Origin of the sequence: Flavobacterium sp. UGB4466, from assembly GCF_903469665.1 — a bacterium.
GTDB lineage: Bacteria > Bacteroidota > Bacteroidia > Flavobacteriales > Flavobacteriaceae > Flavobacterium > Flavobacterium lipolyticum.
This window is the reverse complement of sequence record NZ_CAGKLC010000048.1, coordinates 17,457-35,545: the sequence shown is the minus strand read 5'-3', so window position 1 is coordinate 35,545 and position 18,089 is coordinate 17,457. Positions and strand designations below refer to the sequence as shown.

The 18,089-nt window shown below is 35.6% G+C and carries 12 protein-coding genes; 9 read left to right on the top strand and 3 right to left on the bottom strand.

Annotated elements, in window-relative coordinates:
• The first annotated feature begins 48 nt into the window (after positions 1-48).
• On the top strand, positions 49-465 hold the full coding sequence (locus JO950_RS12860) for a thioesterase family protein (protein ID WP_202703008.1): 417 nt from the start codon (positions 49-51) through the stop codon (positions 463-465).
• Positions 466-1,251: 786 nt separating this feature from the next.
• Here the strand turns inward: JO950_RS12860 and JO950_RS12855 are convergent.
• Both JO950_RS12855 and JO950_RS12850 read right to left on the bottom strand, forming a co-directional pair.
• Entirely contained in the window at positions 1,252-1,944 is a 693-nt protein-coding gene (locus JO950_RS12855; RefSeq protein WP_202703007.1) for an SIMPL domain-containing protein, read from the bottom strand.
• 53 nt (positions 1,945-1,997) lie between these two features.
• Positions 1,998-2,636 (bottom strand): rhomboid family intramembrane serine protease, encoded by a 639-nt coding sequence (locus JO950_RS12850; RefSeq protein WP_017496644.1) that lies wholly within the window; start codon positions 2,634-2,636, stop codon positions 1,998-2,000.
• A 112-nt stretch (positions 2,637-2,748) separates the two neighbouring features.
• On the opposite strand from JO950_RS12850, the gene JO950_RS12845 reads away from it, so the two are divergent.
• Positions 2,749-3,621 carry a lysophospholipid acyltransferase family protein gene (locus JO950_RS12845; RefSeq protein ID WP_017496645.1) on the top strand — a complete coding sequence of 291 codons (873 nt, stop codon included), beginning with the start codon at positions 2,749-2,751 and terminating at the stop codon, positions 3,619-3,621.
• Positions 3,622-3,776: 155 nt separating this feature from the next.
• On the opposite strand, the gene glmM is transcribed toward JO950_RS12845, so the two are convergent.
• A complete protein-coding gene (glmM, locus tag JO950_RS12840) occupies positions 3,777-5,165 on the bottom strand; it encodes a phosphoglucosamine mutase (RefSeq protein WP_202703006.1) in 1,389 nt (462 codons plus the stop codon).
• Positions 5,166-5,362: 197 nt separating this feature from the next.
• Between glmM and JO950_RS12835 the strand changes: the two genes are divergently transcribed.
• The 7 genes from JO950_RS12835 to JO950_RS12805 all read left to right on the top strand — a co-directional run bounded on the left by JO950_RS12835 (position 5,363) and on the right by JO950_RS12805 (position 17,941).
• On the top strand, positions 5,363-5,950 hold the full coding sequence (locus tag JO950_RS12835; protein WP_202703005.1) for an ACP phosphodiesterase: 588 nt from the start codon (positions 5,363-5,365) through the stop codon (positions 5,948-5,950).
• Positions 5,951-6,005: 55 nt separating this feature from the next.
• Positions 6,006-7,691: a gamma-glutamyltransferase gene (gene ggt, locus JO950_RS12830; protein ID WP_202703004.1), complete on the top strand. Its 1,686-nt coding sequence runs from the start codon at positions 6,006-6,008 to the stop codon at positions 7,689-7,691.
• 73 nt (positions 7,692-7,764) lie between these two features.
• Positions 7,765-9,549, top strand: a complete 1,785-nt coding sequence (locus JO950_RS12825) for a chloride channel protein (RefSeq protein ID WP_202703003.1) — start codon at positions 7,765-7,767, stop codon at positions 9,547-9,549.
• Positions 9,550-9,612: 63 nt separating this feature from the next.
• On the top strand, positions 9,613-10,566 hold the full coding sequence (locus JO950_RS12820) for a Fic family protein (RefSeq protein ID WP_202703002.1): 954 nt from the start codon (positions 9,613-9,615) through the stop codon (positions 10,564-10,566).
• A 100-nt stretch (positions 10,567-10,666) separates the two neighbouring features.
• Positions 10,667-13,498, top strand: a complete 2,832-nt coding sequence (gene uvrA / locus JO950_RS12815; RefSeq protein ID WP_202703001.1) for an excinuclease ABC subunit UvrA — start codon at positions 10,667-10,669, stop codon at positions 13,496-13,498.
• Positions 13,499-14,161: 663 nt separating this feature from the next.
• Positions 14,162-14,890, top strand: a complete 729-nt coding sequence (locus tag JO950_RS12810) for a TIGR00730 family Rossman fold protein (protein ID WP_017496653.1) — start codon at positions 14,162-14,164, stop codon at positions 14,888-14,890.
• Positions 14,891-15,190: 300 nt separating this feature from the next.
• Complete coding sequence (locus JO950_RS12805) at positions 15,191-17,941, top strand: aminopeptidase (protein WP_202703000.1); 2,751 nt, start codon at positions 15,191-15,193, stop codon at positions 17,939-17,941.
• Positions 17,942-18,089 lie beyond the last annotated feature (148 nt).

Genomic DNA, 18,089 nt, shown 5'->3' with positions numbered 1-18,089 from the left:
ATATAAAATAAGAAAATACGTTCAAATAGTTCTAACTTTAATTACATTATGGAATATTCAAAAAATTACACTGCTGCGGACGCACATATAGACATACAAGGCATTATGGACGGTTTGTACTACCCTTTTTATATGGAAGAATGCCGTCATGACTTTGTTCGGGAGGTTTTAGGTTTTGATTTTGTGCAACAGGCCCAAAATGGCGTATTTATGGTTTTATCCGAATACAGTATCAAATTTATCCGCTCGCTAAAAAAAGACGATAATTTTGATGTCACCTGTGCTGTTTATACCGATGCTCAGGGATTACCGCGTTTGCATTTCAAACAATCGATTATAAAAAATGGGAAAATAATGGCTACGGCAGTATTTACAGGCACTTGTATTCCGGCAACCGGAGGCCGACCTTATTTACCTGAAGAATTGAAAGCAAATTTTGCGGATGCACCTTCATTACAACTATAGGTAGAGAAAAATCTCTTTTATGTAAAAACACGAACAGAGTTCCCTTAGTATTTTGAGGCACAGAAAAAAGCTGAAAATAGCCCTAAAAAAGGGCTAAAAACCCAAAAGCATTAACATGGTGCGAAGCACTCTGAATTAAAGCAAGGACTGGTGCGTCCTGAAAGGGCTAGAGCAAACATTTTTTTTATTAAAAATCTCTTTCGAAAACATAATATAAATCAATTTCTCTTCTTTGAGATTAGGCTTTTGCCCTTTCAGGGCTAAAACAATCCTTATCAATATCCCTTTCTTAGTGCTTCGCACTATGCTATTGCAAAGGCTCTTTCAGAGCGATGAAGAATGTTAAATAGGTGCATGTGTTAGGTTAGGCCTTACTTCCTTAACCTCTAGAGATTCTTTAAAATTGCAAAACCATCGGTATTGTAAAAATCACTATGCTATTACTAAGGCTCTTTCAGAGCGATGAATAATGTTAAATTAGGTGCATGTGTTAGGTTACGCCTTACTTCCTTAACCTCTAGAAATTCTTTAAAATTGCAAAACCATCGGTATTGTAAAAATCACTATGCTATTGCAAAGGCTCTTTCAGAGCGATGAAGAATGTTAAATAGGTGCATGTGTTAGGTTGTGCAATGCTTCCTTTTCCGTAAAACTTTTTTTTAATTATAAACCTCCCGGCATCGAAAAAATATCTTATTATCGTCCCTAAGAGTAGTTAAAACAAAAAATCCCAAACTCCAGTTTTAAATTGGAATTTGGGATTTGAAAAAATGTTTTTTTCTATATTTAATCTAAAACGAAACTTACATTTACGTTTGCTGTAATTTCAATTTCTCCAACCGCAAGCGTTTCATGTTCAGCACCACCGTTAGCATCCATAGCCATTGATTTCATAGCTGCATACATTGGTCTTGGATTGTATACTTGAGAATTGTCTGAGATTGTAATCGCTTTACCAACTTTTTGCCCTAAAACTGAAACGTAGTCTTCCGCTTTTGCTTTAGCATCTTTAATCGCTAATTTACGGGCTTCTGATTGGTGTTGTGCTAACTTAGAAGATTCAAAAGAAACATTATCGATACGATTGATTCCTTGTTGTACCAAACCTTCCATTACTTCATCGTACTTAGATAAATCTTTCAATACAATTTCTACAGTCTGAGTAGCATTATAACTTGTTTTCTTTTTTTCGTAATCGTATTGCGGATTAAGCGAAACTTGTTTCGTTTTGTAATCAGCAACAGGAACATTCATTTTTTTAATAAATTTCAAAACAGCGTCAATTTTTTCGTCGTTTTGTTTTTTGACATCTTTAGCATTATTCCCTTTTGTTTCCACCGTAGCTGAAATACAAACCTGATCTGGTGCTATTTTTACTTTTCCTTCACCACTTACATTGATTTGAGGAATTTGTTTGACTTCTTGTGCGTAAGACATAGACATAAACATGATGGTTAAAAATAATACTACTTTCTTCATTTTTATTATATTTAAATTATTTGATTAGTGACCTTTCAAAAGTTGTGCCATTGTTACAATTTCCCCAATTTAGCCATAACGAAAAGGATTAAAATTGGGATTGCCAACAATATTACCATTAAACTATGATCTACAAATAAGGAAGGCTCTTTGATCAAAGTTATGAAATATCCGCCAATAGCACCTCCAAAATGTGCTGTATGTCCAATATTATCATTTTTAGCCTTCATTCCGTATATCGAATACAATAAATATAAAATTCCAAATAAATAGGCCGGCATTGGTATGACAAAAAAGATTCCCAACATCATATCCGGCTGTAACAATATGGCCGAGTATAAAACTCCTGTCACTGCACCCGATGCCCCTACTGCACGGTAACTATAATCGTTTTTATGAAACAGCATCGTTAATAAGCTTCCGAAAATTAAACTTCCGAAATAAATTAACAGAAAAGAAAAATTCCCCAACCACTGCAATACCACCGGAGCAAAAAACCAAAGCGTAAGCATATTAAAAAGCAAATGCATCATATCGGCGTGTAAAAAACCAGATGAAAGCATTCTTATTTGTTCTCCCGAGCGAATACTTCCTACATGAAACTCATATTTTCTAAAAAAAGCAAGATTGTTGAAACCCTGATAACTAATCAAAACATTGGCAACTATAATTCCAATCAAAATGGTATTCATAAAAAACTTTTAATGTGAATTGTAAATATAGTCATTCTTAAACATATGTTAGCATCAATCCAAAATATCGATCGTAATTCATTTTTGCTTTATATTTGTAAAAAAACAATACATGCAATTTCTCGTTTATATCATAGCCTACCCTTTTCTATGGCTTATCTCTATTCTCCCATTCCGAATATTTTACTGGTTTTCTGATTTTGTTTGTTTTCTGATTTACCGAATCGTAGGCTACCGCAAAAAGGTAGTACGTGAAAACTTAAAACTTACTTTACCACATTTAAACGATGCTGAGCGAAAAGAAATCGAAAAGAAATTCTATAGCCACATGTGTGACATGTTTCTGGAAATGATCAAAACGATGAGCATTTCACCTGAAGAAATGGAAAGAAGATTTAAGACTACGAATATTGAGATTGTAAACGAATATGCGAAAAAAGGTAAAAGCACCATTCTGGTAGCTGCACATTACGCCAGTTATGAATGGCTTTTAACTATGAATACTAAAATTGCTTTTCAGGGTATAGCGGTCTATAAAAAAGTGGCCAACCCCTACTTTGATAAATTGGTTCGAAAAATACGTTCTAAATACGACACTGAATTGGTTGAAACTAGAAAAGCGATTCCAACAATGGCTCAAAACCAGCGTAACGGAATTTTAAGCATGTACGGTTTAGCCAGCGACCAATCGCCTAAACTGGATCGAATTTTTCATTCGATGAAATTTATGGGAATTGAAGTTCCCGTGCACACCGGAGCCGAAATGCTGGCCAAGAAATACGATCTGAGTGTTATTTTTGTAAAAGTAAAAAAAGTGGCCAGAGGCTATTACGAAGCCACCTTTGTACCGATCGCCGACAATCCAAATGATTATAAAAATTTTGACATCACGGAGAAATACTTAAGAGAAGTAGAAAAACAAATTTATGAGGCTCCTGAATTCTATTTGTGGACGCACAAAAGATGGAAACACAGGATAGAGTAATTTTTTTATGAAATGTGTGATGTAAAATGTGAATTGTGAGTTTTTGATGTTCAAACCTAAAATACTTTTTCACTTTTCACTTTTGAGTCTTTAAAATAAGAAAACACCTTTTTCAATATGAAAAAGGTGTTTTTTGTTTGTTATAAGAATGCACATTAAATTCCTGCGATCGCTTTTATTTCATCAATAATTCGAAGTGCTAAAACATCGGCTTTTTCCTGAGAAGGAGCTTCTGTATAAATCCTGATGATTGGCTCGGTGTTTGATTTTCTTAAATGAACCCATTCAGTAGCAAAATCAATTTTCACACCATCAATTGTACTGATATCTTCATTTTTGTATTTTTCGGTCATGGCTTCTAAAATTGCATCAACATCGATTTGTGGTGTTAATTCAATTTTATTTTTACTCATATAATACTCCGGGTAAGAAGCACGCAATGCCGAAACTGACATATTTTTATTTGCCAAATGGGTTAAAAATAAAGCAACTCCCACCAAACTATCTCTTCCATAATGAGATTCCGGATAAATAATTCCACCGTTACCTTCACCTCCAATAATAGCATTGTTTTTCTTCATTAACGCTACCACGTTTACTTCACCTACAGCACTTGCTTCGTATTTCCCACCATGTGCAACAGTTACGTCGCGCAAAGCACGTGACGATGACATATTTGAAACTGTATTTCCGGGAGTTTTACTCAACACATAATCAGCGCAGGCTACCAAAGTATATTCTTCCCCAAACATTTCCCCGTCTTCAGAGATAAAAGCCAGACGATCAACGTCCGGATCAACAACTACTCCTAAATGCGCTTTTTCTTTTACTACCAATTCCGAAATATCCGTTAAATGTTCTTTTAATGGTTCCGGATTGTGAGGAAAGTGTCCGTTTGGTTCACAGTATAATTTTACGACCTCCACACCCATTTGTTCCAATAATTTTGGAATGATAATTCCTCCTGAAGAGTTTACACCATCTACTACCACTTTAAATTTAGCCGCTTTTACAGCTTCAACATCAACCAAAGGCAAGTTCAAAACCTCGTCGATATGAATATCCATATAAGCATCGTTTATCGTAATCTCACCCAAACTGTCAACATCTGAGAAATCAAAAGCCTCTGCTTCTGCGATTTCAAGAATTTTCGCACCTTCTTCTCCGCTTAAAAACTCACCTTTTGCGTTCAACAATTTCAGAGCGTTCCATTGTTTCGGATTGTGAGAAGCCGTTAAAATAATTCCTCCGTCTGATTTTTCTAACGGAACCGCTACTTCTACTGTTGGTGTTGTAGAAAGTCCTAAATCAATTACATTAATTCCTAAACCAATTAGCGTATTTACTACAAGATTGTGAATCATTGGTCCTGAAATTCTCGCGTCACGACCAATCACCACTGTTAATTTTTCTTTTGAGGTGTTGTTTTTCAAAAAAGTACCGTATGCCGATGCAAATTTTACAGCATCAACAGGAGTCAGGTTATCTCCTACTTTTCCACCGATTGTCCCTCGTATTCCTGAAATTGATTTTATTAAAGTCATTTTTGTGAGTTATGGTTATTTTTTTATCACAAATATAGAAAAGTTTCTAAGATTCTAAGTTTCTAAGATTCTAAGTTTTCAGATTTTAAACATGAAGCTATCTGTCATTCATTAAAACGATGTCAAAAAGTTTTTATACTTTTACTAAAATTACGCACTGTCTTCACAAGTAAGAACCTCACAAACTTTAAAAACACATGAATTTCCTAGCTCATATCTATCTTTCAGGTGAAAATGATTTGATTAAAATTGGCAACTTTATGGCCGATGGAATTCGCGGTAAACAGTTTGAACATTTTCCGGAAGATGTTCAAAAAGGAATTCTTTTGCATCGTTTTATAGACACTTATACTGATTCTCATGATATTTTCAGACAGAGCACCAAACGTTTACATGAGAAATACCATCATTATGCAGGCGTAATTGTCGATATTGTCTACGATCATTTTTTAGCCAAAAACTGGGAAAAATATTCCGACGAAAAACTAGATCGTTTTGTGAACCGATTTTACAGATCGCTGCATGGAAACTATCCTATCCTGACTGAAAAAACACAAGATATGATGCCGTATATGATCAAACAAAACTGGCTTTTGAGTTATCAGACTATTGAAGGGATCCATCAGATTTTAACTCAGATGGACCGAAGGAGATCAAAAAACCAATCCAACATGCAATTTGCTACTGCTGAACTAAAGGAATTCTATCCTGAATTTGAACGTGAGTTCACGCTCTTCTTTGAGGATATGAAAAGCCAGGCCAATCAAAAATTACTTTCTCTTTAATACTGCTTTTTACCAAACAAAAGCACCAAATAATACCTTTTAATTTTACATCAACATGAAAAAAATAACTTTCTTATTTACGCTAATCTATATTAGCTGTACTGCACAGCAAAACCCAATAAAGCCAACCGGACTTGTAGTTTCGAAAGCGATGGTGGTTTCGGCACGTGCAGAAGCTTCTAAAGTTGGAGCAGATATCATGAAAAAAGGCGGTAATGCTTTTGACGCAATGGTGGGTACCGAACTGGCACTGGCTGTTGCTTTTCCGTATGCAGGAAATATTGGCGGCGGCGGTTTTATGGTTTACCGAAAAGCTAATGGCGAAGTTGGATCATTGGATTATCGTGAAAAAGCACCACTGGCAGCAACAAAAGACATGTTCCTTGATAAAGACGGAAATGTCATTAAAGGAAAAAGTACCGAAACGGCTTTGGCTATTGGTGTTCCGGGAACTGTTGCCGGAGTTTTTGCGGTTCATAAGAAATTAGGATCTCTGCCGATGTCCGAAATTTTAAAACCTGTTATTGCCCTTGCCGAAAAAGGCGTGATCGTAACCCTAAAACAGCAAAAGCAACTGGAGGCTTATCACGACGCTATTGTAAAAGTAAATGGCCCGAATACCCTTATGGCAGGAAAATTTAAAGAAAATGATACCATTAAATACCCTGCTTTGGCCAGCACTCTGAAGCGTATTCAAAAGAACGGAAAAGATGAATTTTACAAAGGTCAGACTGCTAAAACTTTAGTAAATTATATACAGAAAAAAGGAGGAATCATAACCCTTAAAGATTTAGAAAAATACGAAGCCAAATGGAGAAAACCATTACAGTTTGATTATAAAGAACTGAAAATAACCTCTATGGCCCCACCAAGCAGTGGCGGAATTTGTCTGGCTCAAATTATGAAAATGATAAGTCCTTTTTATTTATCCAAAATGGGGCACAACACTCCGGAATCTATTCAGGTAATCGTTGAAGCTGAACGAAGAGCTTATGCGGACAGAAGTCAGTTTTTAGGCGATCCGGATTTTGTAAAAATTCCGATGAATGCTTTATTGTCTGATGCCTATTTAAAAGACAGAATGTCGAGTTTCAATGCTGAAAAGGCGAGTTTATCTTCTGAAATTAAAGAAGGAAAAGTAACGTACAATGAGAGTACCGAAACGACGCATTATTCGATCGTGGATGCACAAGGAAATGCCGTTGCTGCTACTACAACCATAAATGATGCCTTTGGATCAAAATACTACTGCGATGAATTAGGTTTCTTTTTAAACAATGAGATGGACGATTTTAGTGCAAAACCGGGATCTCCCAATATGTTTGGTTTAGTAGGAAATGAAGCCAACAGTATTGCACCTCAAAAAAGAATGCTGAGCTCAATGACTCCAACAATTGTCGAAAAAAACGGTAAACTGTTTATGGTGGTAGGTACTCCGGGCGGATCGACTATTATCACTTCGGTATTACAGGCAATTTTGAATGTTTATGAGTATAATTTAAGCATGCAGGAAGCAGTGAATGCTCCACGTTTTCACCATCAGTGGCTTCCGGATCTTATTACATTTGAACCTGGTGCCTTTAGCAACGTTACAATTGATAAGCTAAAAGCAAAAGGATATCTGATCAATGAAAAAAATGCTCCTGTAATTGGTAAGCTGGATTGTATTTTGGTTCTTCCGGACAATTCTCTTGAAGGCGGGGCTGATTTTCGTGGAGACGATACAGCAGTAGGTTTTTAATTTAGTTCTTTATTTTTATTTATTTATAACATTATAGACTAAATTTGTATTTCCCTAACCATTTACAAACGGCATGCTAAAAAAATATTTTAGAAAACTAGAAAGCATTATCGCTTTAGGACAATCGTTAATGACTCCAAAGCAATTTATTTTCCTGTCAAGCGTTTTAATTGGTATTTCCTGCTCTTTGGCGGTAATTGTTTTAAAAACTTTTGCCCATAGTGTTTTTTCATTTGCCACTTATATCAACGGAATTTTAAAACTGAGCTTTATTAATAGTATCCTGCCGATTATCGGTATTGTACTTACCGTATTTGTGATCAAAAGGGTTTTGAACGGGAGCATCGAAAAAGGAACTTCACAAATATTATATGCCGTTGCAAAAAAAGCAAGTATAATTCCCAGAAAACAAATGTATGCACAAATCGTTACCAGTTCGTTAACGGTTGGCCTGGGAGGTTCTGCAGGTTTGGAGAGTCCTATTGTGATTACAGGAGCTGCTTTTGGATCGAATTTCGCCCAAAATTACAGACTCCCTTATAAGGATAGGACTTTGCTGATTGGCTGTGGTGTTGCTGCCGGAATTGCCGCGGCTTTTAACGCTCCTATTGCAGGAGTTCTTTTTGCCATCGAAGTTTTACTGGTAGACGTAAGCATTTCTGCCTTTACTCCTATTATGATTTCGGCCGCGACAGGCGCTTTAGTTTCAGCTATTGTCTTAGACGAAACCATTTTACTATCTTTCAAAAAACAGGAAGCATTTAATTATCACAATATTCCGTTTTATGTTCTTTTAGGAATACTAACCGGTTTCATGGCCGTTTATTATGCCCGAAATTTTCAAAAAATTGAACATTATTTTGCCAGTCTAAAAATAGGAGCCTATAAAAAAGCCTTAATAGGCTCTTCGCTATTGGCCTTACTTATTTTTATTTTTCCAACATTATTTGGTGAGGGTTACGAGAGTATCAAAACGCTATCTGAAACTGATCCGGGAAAAATATTAAACAATACTTTGTTTGAAGATTTCAGAAACAATCAATGGGTTTTACTGTTGTTTGTAGGATGCACCATGATGGTCAAAGTTTTTGCCTCGGCACTTACCCTCGGAAGTGGCGGAAATGGTGGTAACTTTGCTCCCTCTCTATTCCTGGGATCCTATTTGGGGTACTTTTTCTCGAAGTTCATTAGCCTAATTGGTCTGTCAAAACTTCCTATTAGTAATTTTACGATGGTTGGAATGGCCGGAATCTTAAGCGGATTGTTTCATGCTCCACTGACCGCCATTTTCTTAATTGCCGAAATTACAGGCGGTTACAGCTTAATGATCCCGCTAATGATTGTATCTTCAATCAGTTTTGCTATTTCAAAACGTTTTGAAAAATATTCTTTAGACGTTAAGGGCTTAGCTAAAAAAGGGCACGCTTTTACAAGTAATAAAGATTCCAATATATTATCGACTTTAGATATTGATACGATCATCCAATGCGATTACCTAACGGTGCATCCGGATGAAAATTTAGGCAAACTTGTCGATCTTATCTCACACTCCAACCAAGTGGTCTTCGCTGTGGTAAACAATGAGAAAGAACTCGTTGGTATTGTTCATTTTAATGATATCCGTGAAATTATTTTTAATGCTTATCGCGTCAAATATACCGCCATTAAAGATGTAATGAAAACACCTCTAGTTACTATTTCTTCTTCTGACAGTATGGAAATTGTAATGAGTAAATTCGAACAATCCAAAACAGCCTTTCTTCCCGTTCTCCGTAACGAAAAATACTATGGATTCATTTCCAAATCAATAGCACTTGAAGCCTATAGAACCAAATTGCGTTCTATGACAATTGAGTAGTCTTAATATCGGATAGGTTAAAAATTTTTATTATCCGATAATAAGAAGTACTTTTGTTGGGTAATGTGGGATATAGACTTAACATATAGAACTGAATTTCAATCTACCTTTGATCGATTGTATCAAAAAAGGCTCGATCTGCAGAACAGCAGACCACTGCCCAACATTGCTTTGCATAAAATCAGAGAGAGTTTATCTTTAGAATGGACCTACAATTCGAACAGCATCGAAGGTAACACGATGAGCTTACGCGAAACCCAAATGGTCATTCAGGAAGGTATCACCATCAAAGGAAAATCGCTTCGGGAACATTTTGAAACCCACAATCATGATAAGGCGATTGATTATCTGTATGAAATTATAGACGATACCTACAAACTCCGAAGCATTGACATCTTGTCGATTCACGGATTAGTTTTGCGTTCTATTGAAGATGATTTTGCCGGTCGTTTGCGCAATGGCGGAGTTCGAATTTCGGGAGCAAATTTTATGCCGCCCAATGCCAACAAAGTTTCAGATTATCTTGATGAATTAATTGATTTCATCAATACAAATCCATTAGATCTCAACGATATTGAACTGGCTACGATTTATCACCATAAGTTGGTCTGGATTCATCCTTTTTTTGATGGAAATGGTCGTACAGTGCGCTTAAGTATGAATTTATTGCTAATGCGTTGCGGCTTTCCTCCGGCTATTATCCTAAAAAATGACCGAAAGAAATATTACGAGGCCCTCAATCAGGCAAACAATGGTAATTATCAAAAATTAACCCTTTTGATGTGTCAGGCTTTAGAACGAACTTTAAATATCTATCTAAATGCAATGCCGGGCAGTGATTATGATTATCAAAAAATATCTGATATTGTAAGCGAACCTGAAACCCCATACGGTCAGGAATATGTAAGTTTACTTGCCAGAACAGGTAAAATAGATGCTTATAAAGAAGGCCGAAACTGGTACACTACTAAAGAAGCCATCGAAGAATATATGCTTACACGCAAAAGAAAACGCTAACTTTGGTTAGCGTTTTTTGTTACTATTTGTAACATAAACTTTTACAATCCAGTATAAAAAGAACAAATCAAAGTGGTAACTTTGCCTTTTGCTCAAATTTATGTTAGAAAAAGACAATACTATTGAAGTTCTTGGTGCAAGAGTTCATAATCTAAAAAATATAGACATTTCAATTCCGCGTGAAAAACTGGTAGTTATTACCGGTCTGTCGGGCTCGGGAAAATCATCTTTGGCATTTGATACTATTTATGCCGAAGGACAGCGTCGCTATGTAGAAACTTTTTCGGCTTATGCCAGACAGTTCCTTGGAGGCCTGGAGCGTCCCGATGTAGATAAAATCGACGGACTTTCACCCGTAATTGCAATTGAACAAAAAACAACCAGTAAAAGTCCACGTTCAACTGTTGGAACTATTACCGAAATCTACGATTTCCTAAGACTTCTTTACGCTAGAGGTGCCGACGCATACAGCTACAATACGGGAGAAAAAATGGTTTCTTATTCTGACGAGCAAATCAAAGATTTAATCATACAGGATTTTAACGGAAAACGCATCAATATATTAGCTCCTGTAATTAAGGCCAGAAAAGGTCATTATGCGGAGTTGTTCCAGCAAATTACCAAACAAGGTTTTCTAAAAGTACGTGTCAATGGTGAAGTTCAGGACTTGGTTTCCGGAATGAAACTTGACCGTTACAAAACGCACGATATTGAAATTGTAGTCGACAGAATGCTGATTGAAAATACAGAAGACAATCAGAAACGTCTTTCTGAAAGCATCAATACAGCGATGCATCATGGAGAAAACGTTTTGATGATTTTGGATCAGGATACTAATGAAGTACGTTATTTCAGTAGAAACCTGATGTGCCCTTCGACGGGTATTTCGTATCAAAATCCAGAACCTAATTTATTCTCCTTCAACTCTCCGAAAGGAGCTTGTCCACATTGTAACGGTTTAGGAACGGTACACGAAATCAATGTCAAAAAAATCATTCCTAATCCAAAATTATCTATTAAAGCGGGAGGTTTTGCTCCGCTTGGCGAATACAAATCTTCCTGGATATTTAAACAATTAGAAGTTATTGGTGAAAAGTATGGTTTTAAAATAACGGATCCTATTGAGAAAATTTCGGAAGAAGCCATGAATACAATCCTACATGGCGGAAAAGAGAAATTCACTGTAAATTCTAAAGACCTTGGTGTAACCCGTGATTATAAAATAGATTTTGAAGGAATTTCTCATTTCATCAAAAATCAGTATGACGAAAGTGCCTCCACCACTATCAAACGTTGGGCGAAAGATTTCATGGACGAAGTTAATTGTCCCGTTTGTGAAGGTTCCCGTCTGAAAAAAGAAGCTTTGTTTTTCAAAATCAACGATAAAAACATCACCGATTTGTGTGATATGGATATTTCTGATTTGACGACCTGGTTCCTGGATTTACATACGCATCTGACTGACAAACAACTTTTGATTGCTTCAGAGGTAGTTAAAGAAATCAAGGACCGCTTAAACTTCCTGATGAATGTTGGCTTGAATTATCTGGCTTTAAGCCGAAGTTCAAAATCACTTTCGGGAGGCGAAGCGCAGCGTATTCGTCTGGCGACTCAAATTGGATCACAACTGGTTGGTGTTTTATATATTCTGGATGAACCTAGTATTGGTTTACATCAAAGAGATAATGAAAAATTGATTAAATCTCTAGAACAATTACGCGATATCGGGAACTCGGTTATTGTGGTGGAACATGATAAAGACATGATCGAAACTGCCGATTATGTGATTGACATTGGCCCAAAAGCCGGAAAATATGGTGGTGAAATCATCAGTATCGGAACTCCCGCAGAAACCTTAAAATCCAACACCATTACTGCTCAATACCTGAACGGCAAAATGAAACTCGAGATTCCGAAGGAACGTCGTAAAGGAAATGGTAAATCACTAAAACTAACAGGAGCAACAGGAAACAACCTAAAAAATGTTTCTATCGAATTGCCTTTAGGACAATTGATTTGCGTGACAGGTGTTTCAGGGAGTGGAAAATCAACTTTGATTAACGAAACACTCTATCCTATATTAAACGCTTACTATTTTAATGGTGTTAAAAAACCACAACCGTATAAAAAAATTGAGGGATTAGAACATATCGACAAAGTAATTGATATCGACCAAAGTCCGATTGGAAGAACTCCACGTTCGAATCCGGCAACCTATACGGAAGTTTTTACAGAGATCCGAAACCTGTTTACCATGACTTCCGAAAGTATGATTCGCGGTTACAAGGCAGGGCGTTTTAGTTTTAACGTAAAAGGAGGACGCTGTGAAACCTGCGAAGGCTCTGGTGTAAGAACCATCGAAATGAACTTTTTACCAGATGTCTACGTAGAATGTGAAACCTGTCAAGGCAAGCGTTTTAACAGAGAAACACTGGAGATTCGATACAAAGGAAAATCAATTTCAGATGTTTTGAACATGACCGTTGATGAGGCCGTTCCCTTTTTCGAAAACATTCCTAAAATCTATCGAAAAGTAAAAACTATTCAGGATGTTGGATTGGGATATATTACACTCGGACAACAAAGTACAACATTATCCGGCGGAGAAGCACAACGCATCAAACTGGCTGGTGAGTTATCCAAAAAAGATACCGGGAACACCTTTTATATTCTGGACGAACCTACAACAGGATTACATTTTGAAGATATTCGCGTTTTGATGGATGTCATCAACAAATTGGTCGATAAAGGAAATACAATTCTGGTGATCGAACACAATATGGACGTGATTAAACTTGCCGATTATATTATAGATATTGGACCTGAAGGCGGAAAAGGCGGCGGACAATTAATTGCCAAAGGTACTCCGGAAGAAGTAGCAAAAAACAAGAAAAGCTATACCGCTAAATTTTTGAAAAAGGAATTAGAATAATAAAATCATTGCCAGGGTTTAAAACCTTGGCAATGATTTTTGTCTCCCTTTGAAATTAAATCAACTAAATAATATTGACCGAACCTACGGTTCTATTTATTATTTCGTTTGATTTACAGGACGGATTAAAATCCGTCTCTACAAAATGGATCGAGCCGATGACTCTACTTGCGTGGAAAAAGAAATTCCGCAGGAATTATATTTTTATTTCAACGAATTTAAATCCGTTGAAATAAAAAATCACATCAAAAAGAGTTCCGAAGGAACGACATATTTATAGCAACGGATTTCGATCATTTGAAATAAAGAAATCATCGCAGAAGAGAGTTCCATCGGAACGATATATTTATCCGTAAATCAAAACCTTTTAAGACAAGACAACGAATTACCACAAAACCGTCTTAATTTACTGATAATGAACAACAACTTATCAAGCCCTTTTATTTAGATGCTATATTTAAATTAATAAATTTTATTTTTTGCACCAATTCACAAAAAAAGGCTTAATTTAGCTAGCCTTTTTGTCAAAATCTCAAATTTTGACAGCGCTTTTTTTGATAGAAAAACGACCATTCAATCGAAAATCTGTAAACAGGCACCACTCTTTTGTCCATGCTAAAAAGAGAACAATTTTAAAAAAATATAAATTATAAAATACCTAAAATGAGATTAGAAGATTTTGATAATGATGAGGATAAAGTAATTCAGGATCGTTTAAAACAAAAAACGTGGAATGAAATCAGAACGAATGACAGCTGGGCGATTTTTAAAATCATGGCTGAATTTGTAAACGGTTACGAAAGTATGGGGCGTATTGGTCCATGTGTATCGATTTTCGGTTCGGCAAGAACAAAACCAGAAGACAAATACTATTTATTAGCCGAAAAAATTGCTTATAAAATCAGTAAAGCAGGTTACGGAGTAATCACAGGAGGTGGTCCCGGAATCATGGAAGCTGGAAATAAAGGAGCTCACTTAGGAGGTGGGACTTCGGTTGGACTAAACATCGAATTGCCTTTTGAGCAACATTTCAATCCTTATATCGACCACGATAAAAACCTTAATTTCGATTATTTCTTTGTGAGAAAAGTAATGTTCGTAAAATATTCACAAGGTTTTGTGGTAATGCCGGGAGGTTTTGGAACTCTTGACGAAATGTTCGAAGCAATCACTTTGATTCAAACTAAAAAAATTGGAAAATTCCCTATTATATTAGTTGGAGTTGAATTCTGGTCAGGATTAATCGAATGGGTTAAAACTGTACTGGTAGAAAAAATGCACACGGTTAGCCCTGAAGATTTGAACTTATTTAAAATTGTAGACACTGAAGACGAAGTAGTTGACGTATTGGATAAATTCTACAAAAAGTACGATTTGAGTCCAAATTTCTAATAAAGACATCTGTCTTTTAAACAAATTTGAGAATTTAAATTTCGTACTAAGCCGTTAAAAACTGAGACAAATATAGTACTGTGTATGATTCAGTTAAATAAAATACTACAAAAATTAAAAGCTGTTTTTTAAACAGCTTTTTTTATGCTATTTTTACAAAAAACCAGAATCATTATTTACTTGTGAGTTTATTTATAATTTTAATCATTTGCCCTATCCTTGAAATCATTTTATAAAATTATATTCTATCTTTTTGTTCTATTCAGCTCGATAAAACAATATGCGCAACATCAATCTAAGATGGAAGTCGCCGTTAACATTGAACTCAAAACCCTGAACATCAAACAGGATATCACTTATTATAATACTTCAAATGATTCTTTGATTTCAATTGTTCTTAACGATTGGAACAATGCTTTCTCTGATAAAAACACACCATTAGCCAGACGATTTTCTGATGAATTTTACAGAGGTTTCCACTTGGCAAAAACTTCTGAAAGAGGAAGCACAACTGTTTTGAGTCTTACTGATTCCGACAATTCCGCACTTGAATGGGAAAGAACTGAAAAAAATCCCGATTATATTGTAGTAAAACTAAATAAAAAATTACGCCCGGGAGAAAAAATTGACTTGCACTTAATTTATATTACTAAAATTCCAAGTGACAAATTTACTCGTTATGGTTTTGATCAAAATGGGGGAATGAATTTGAAAGACTGGTTCTTAACTCCTGCCCGTTTTGAGAATCACCGTTTTATGAAATACGACAATTTCAATTTGGACGATATTGCCAATGCAAGAACAGATTATGAACTTGAAATAAAAATACCCAACCAGTATGCTATAACGACTGATTTGAATCAGGTTTCGGAAGACAACACTAACTCTTCCTTTAAAACGTACCAGTTTTCGGGAAAAAACAGAACTGATTTTAGCCTGTTTATCGAAAAACAAAATGACTTCAAAAGTTACGACAACGGATCACTTGAGGTACTTACAAATCTTAAAAACAAAAGATTAACCGAAATTCAGAGTGCGATTATCATCAATAAAGTAGTCACTTTTGCTAACTCTTTTATTGGAAAATATCCGCACCAAAAAATCACGGTTTCTCAGGTAGATTACGATCGAAATCCATTCTACGGACTCAACCAGCTGCCTTCGTTTATAAGTCCGTTTTCAGACGAATTTGTTTTTGAAATAACCTTCCTGAAAACTTATCTGAATAATTATCTAAAAAACAGTCTGCGTCTGGACCCTAGAAAAGACAACTGGGTTTACGACGGGATTCAGATTTATGCGATGATGAAGTACATCGAAGAAAATCATTTGGATCAAAAAATGTTGGGAAGACTTTCTGATATGAAACTCTTTTCTGGTTTTAACATCACAAGCCTTACTTTTAACGAGCAATACAGCTATTACTACATGCTAATGGCCCGTAAAAATCTGGATCAGCCGCTAGGAGATCCAAAAAATACCTTAATAAAATTTAACGAACAAATTGCGAGTAAGTATCGAGCAGGTTTAAGTCTTAGCTATTTAGATGATTATTTAAATCACAATATTGTTCCCGAAAGTGTGCAGGAATTCTACGATTTAAACAAAACGGAACAGACAAACCGATACGATTTAGAAAAAATACTAACCAAAAAAAGTCCAAAAAAGATTGACTGGTTCTTTAATACCATTATAGGTTCACGTGACATCATCGATTATAAGTTCACCCATGTTTCAAGAACGAAAGACACTGTAGCTTTCCGAATTAAAAACAGAACCGGTATCTATGCTCCGATTCCTATATATGGTATTAATAAAAATGAAGTTGTTTTTAAAGAATGGATTGAACCTAAAACAGCCGATTCAACCTATATTTTTGAAAGAAAAAATGCCGACAAAATTGTCATCAACTATGACAATGAGGTTCCGGAATACAACCAAAGAAACAATTGGAGGTCTATAAAAAGTTTGGTTATTACTAATCGTCCTATCAAATTTAATTTTGCCAAAGATCTCGAAGACCCTTATTACAATCAAATTTTATACATACCGACTCTTAATTATAACTATTACGACGGTCTGACTCCCGGTATGCGTCTTCACAACAAAACAATTTTAGACAAACCTTTTACGTTTGATATCGAGCCGGCTTATTCCATTAATGCGAAAACTTTTTCGGGTTCTTCCTCATTTTCCTGGAATCAATACTACCGAAACAGCACCTTATATAATGTACGCTATTCCATAAGCCAAAATTATTACCACTACGCTCCTGATGCCACCTATTTGAGACTGAATCCGATGGTACAGTTTAGAATACGTGAAGAGAATTTCAGAGATAACCGAAAACAACTGATCATGTTCAGACAGGTTATTGTAAATCGTGAAGCAAGCACTTACATCAAAGACAATTCCACTCCAAATTATTCTGTTTTTAATGCCCGTTACGTTAATACAAAAATGGAACTGGTAAATCATTTTAATTTTATGACGGATGTTCAGTTCTCAGGAAAATTCGGAAAAGTAGCTGCAGAAATTGAATACAGAAGACTTTTTGAAAACAATCGAAAACTAAATTTAAGATTGTACGCCGGAAGTTTTTTATACAATCGAACAAACTCTGATTATTTTAGTTTTGGTTTAGACCGACCGTCTGATTATATGTTTGATTACAATTTTTTCGGCAGATCAGAAAGTACCGGAATTTTCAGTCAGCAATATATAATAGCCGAAGGTGGTTTTAAATCTAAAATAGCACCAAGATATGCCAATCAGTGGATGGCTACCCTAAATGCGAGCTACGCTGTCTGGAACTGGATTGAGGTTTACGGAGATTTAGGTTTAATGAGAAGCAAGCATCAAAGCGAAAATTTCAGATATGATAGCGGTATCCGATTAAATTTAGTTCCGGATTATTTTGAATTGTACTTTCCGGTTTACTCTAATAACGGATGGGAGATTTCGCAAAATAAATACAGTGAAAAAATACGATTTATCGTCACATTTTCACCAAAAACATTACTTAATCTTTTTACTAGAAAATGGCTTTAATCGAATGAATTAGTTATAAAAACATAAATTATTCGCACTAAAGAAACAAAAAGACTAAACATCACTTAAAAAACACACCCTGTTTTAGCAATTTAATTACAGATAATTAAATTATATTTACTTTAATGAATTATGATTATTGATACTT

Excerpts from the sequence above, each read along its gene's own strand:
- JO950_RS12860 (WP_202703008.1), top strand. The coding sequence starts at position 49 with ATGGAATATTCAAAAAATTACACTGCTGCGGACGCACATATAGACATA.
- JO950_RS12855 (WP_202703007.1), bottom strand. The coding sequence starts at position 1,944 with ATGAAGAAAGTAGTATTATTTTTAACCATCATGTTTATGTCTATGTCT.
- JO950_RS12850 (WP_017496644.1), bottom strand. The coding sequence starts at position 2,636 with ATGAATACCATTTTGATTGGAATTATAGTTGCCAATGTTTTGATTAGT.
- JO950_RS12845 (WP_017496645.1), top strand. The coding sequence starts at position 2,749 with ATGCAATTTCTCGTTTATATCATAGCCTACCCTTTTCTATGGCTTATC.
- glmM (WP_202703006.1), bottom strand. The coding sequence starts at position 5,165 with ATGACTTTAATAAAATCAATTTCAGGAATACGAGGGACAATCGGTGGA.
- JO950_RS12835 (WP_202703005.1), top strand. The coding sequence starts at position 5,363 with ATGAATTTCCTAGCTCATATCTATCTTTCAGGTGAAAATGATTTGATT.
- ggt (WP_202703004.1), top strand. The coding sequence starts at position 6,006 with ATGAAAAAAATAACTTTCTTATTTACGCTAATCTATATTAGCTGTACT.
- JO950_RS12825 (WP_202703003.1), top strand. The coding sequence starts at position 7,765 with ATGCTAAAAAAATATTTTAGAAAACTAGAAAGCATTATCGCTTTAGGA.
- JO950_RS12820 (WP_202703002.1), top strand. The coding sequence starts at position 9,613 with ATGTGGGATATAGACTTAACATATAGAACTGAATTTCAATCTACCTTT.
- uvrA (WP_202703001.1), top strand. The coding sequence starts at position 10,667 with ATGTTAGAAAAAGACAATACTATTGAAGTTCTTGGTGCAAGAGTTCAT.
- JO950_RS12810 (WP_017496653.1), top strand. The coding sequence starts at position 14,162 with ATGAGATTAGAAGATTTTGATAATGATGAGGATAAAGTAATTCAGGAT.
- JO950_RS12805 (WP_202703000.1), top strand. The coding sequence starts at position 15,191 with ATGGAAGTCGCCGTTAACATTGAACTCAAAACCCTGAACATCAAACAG.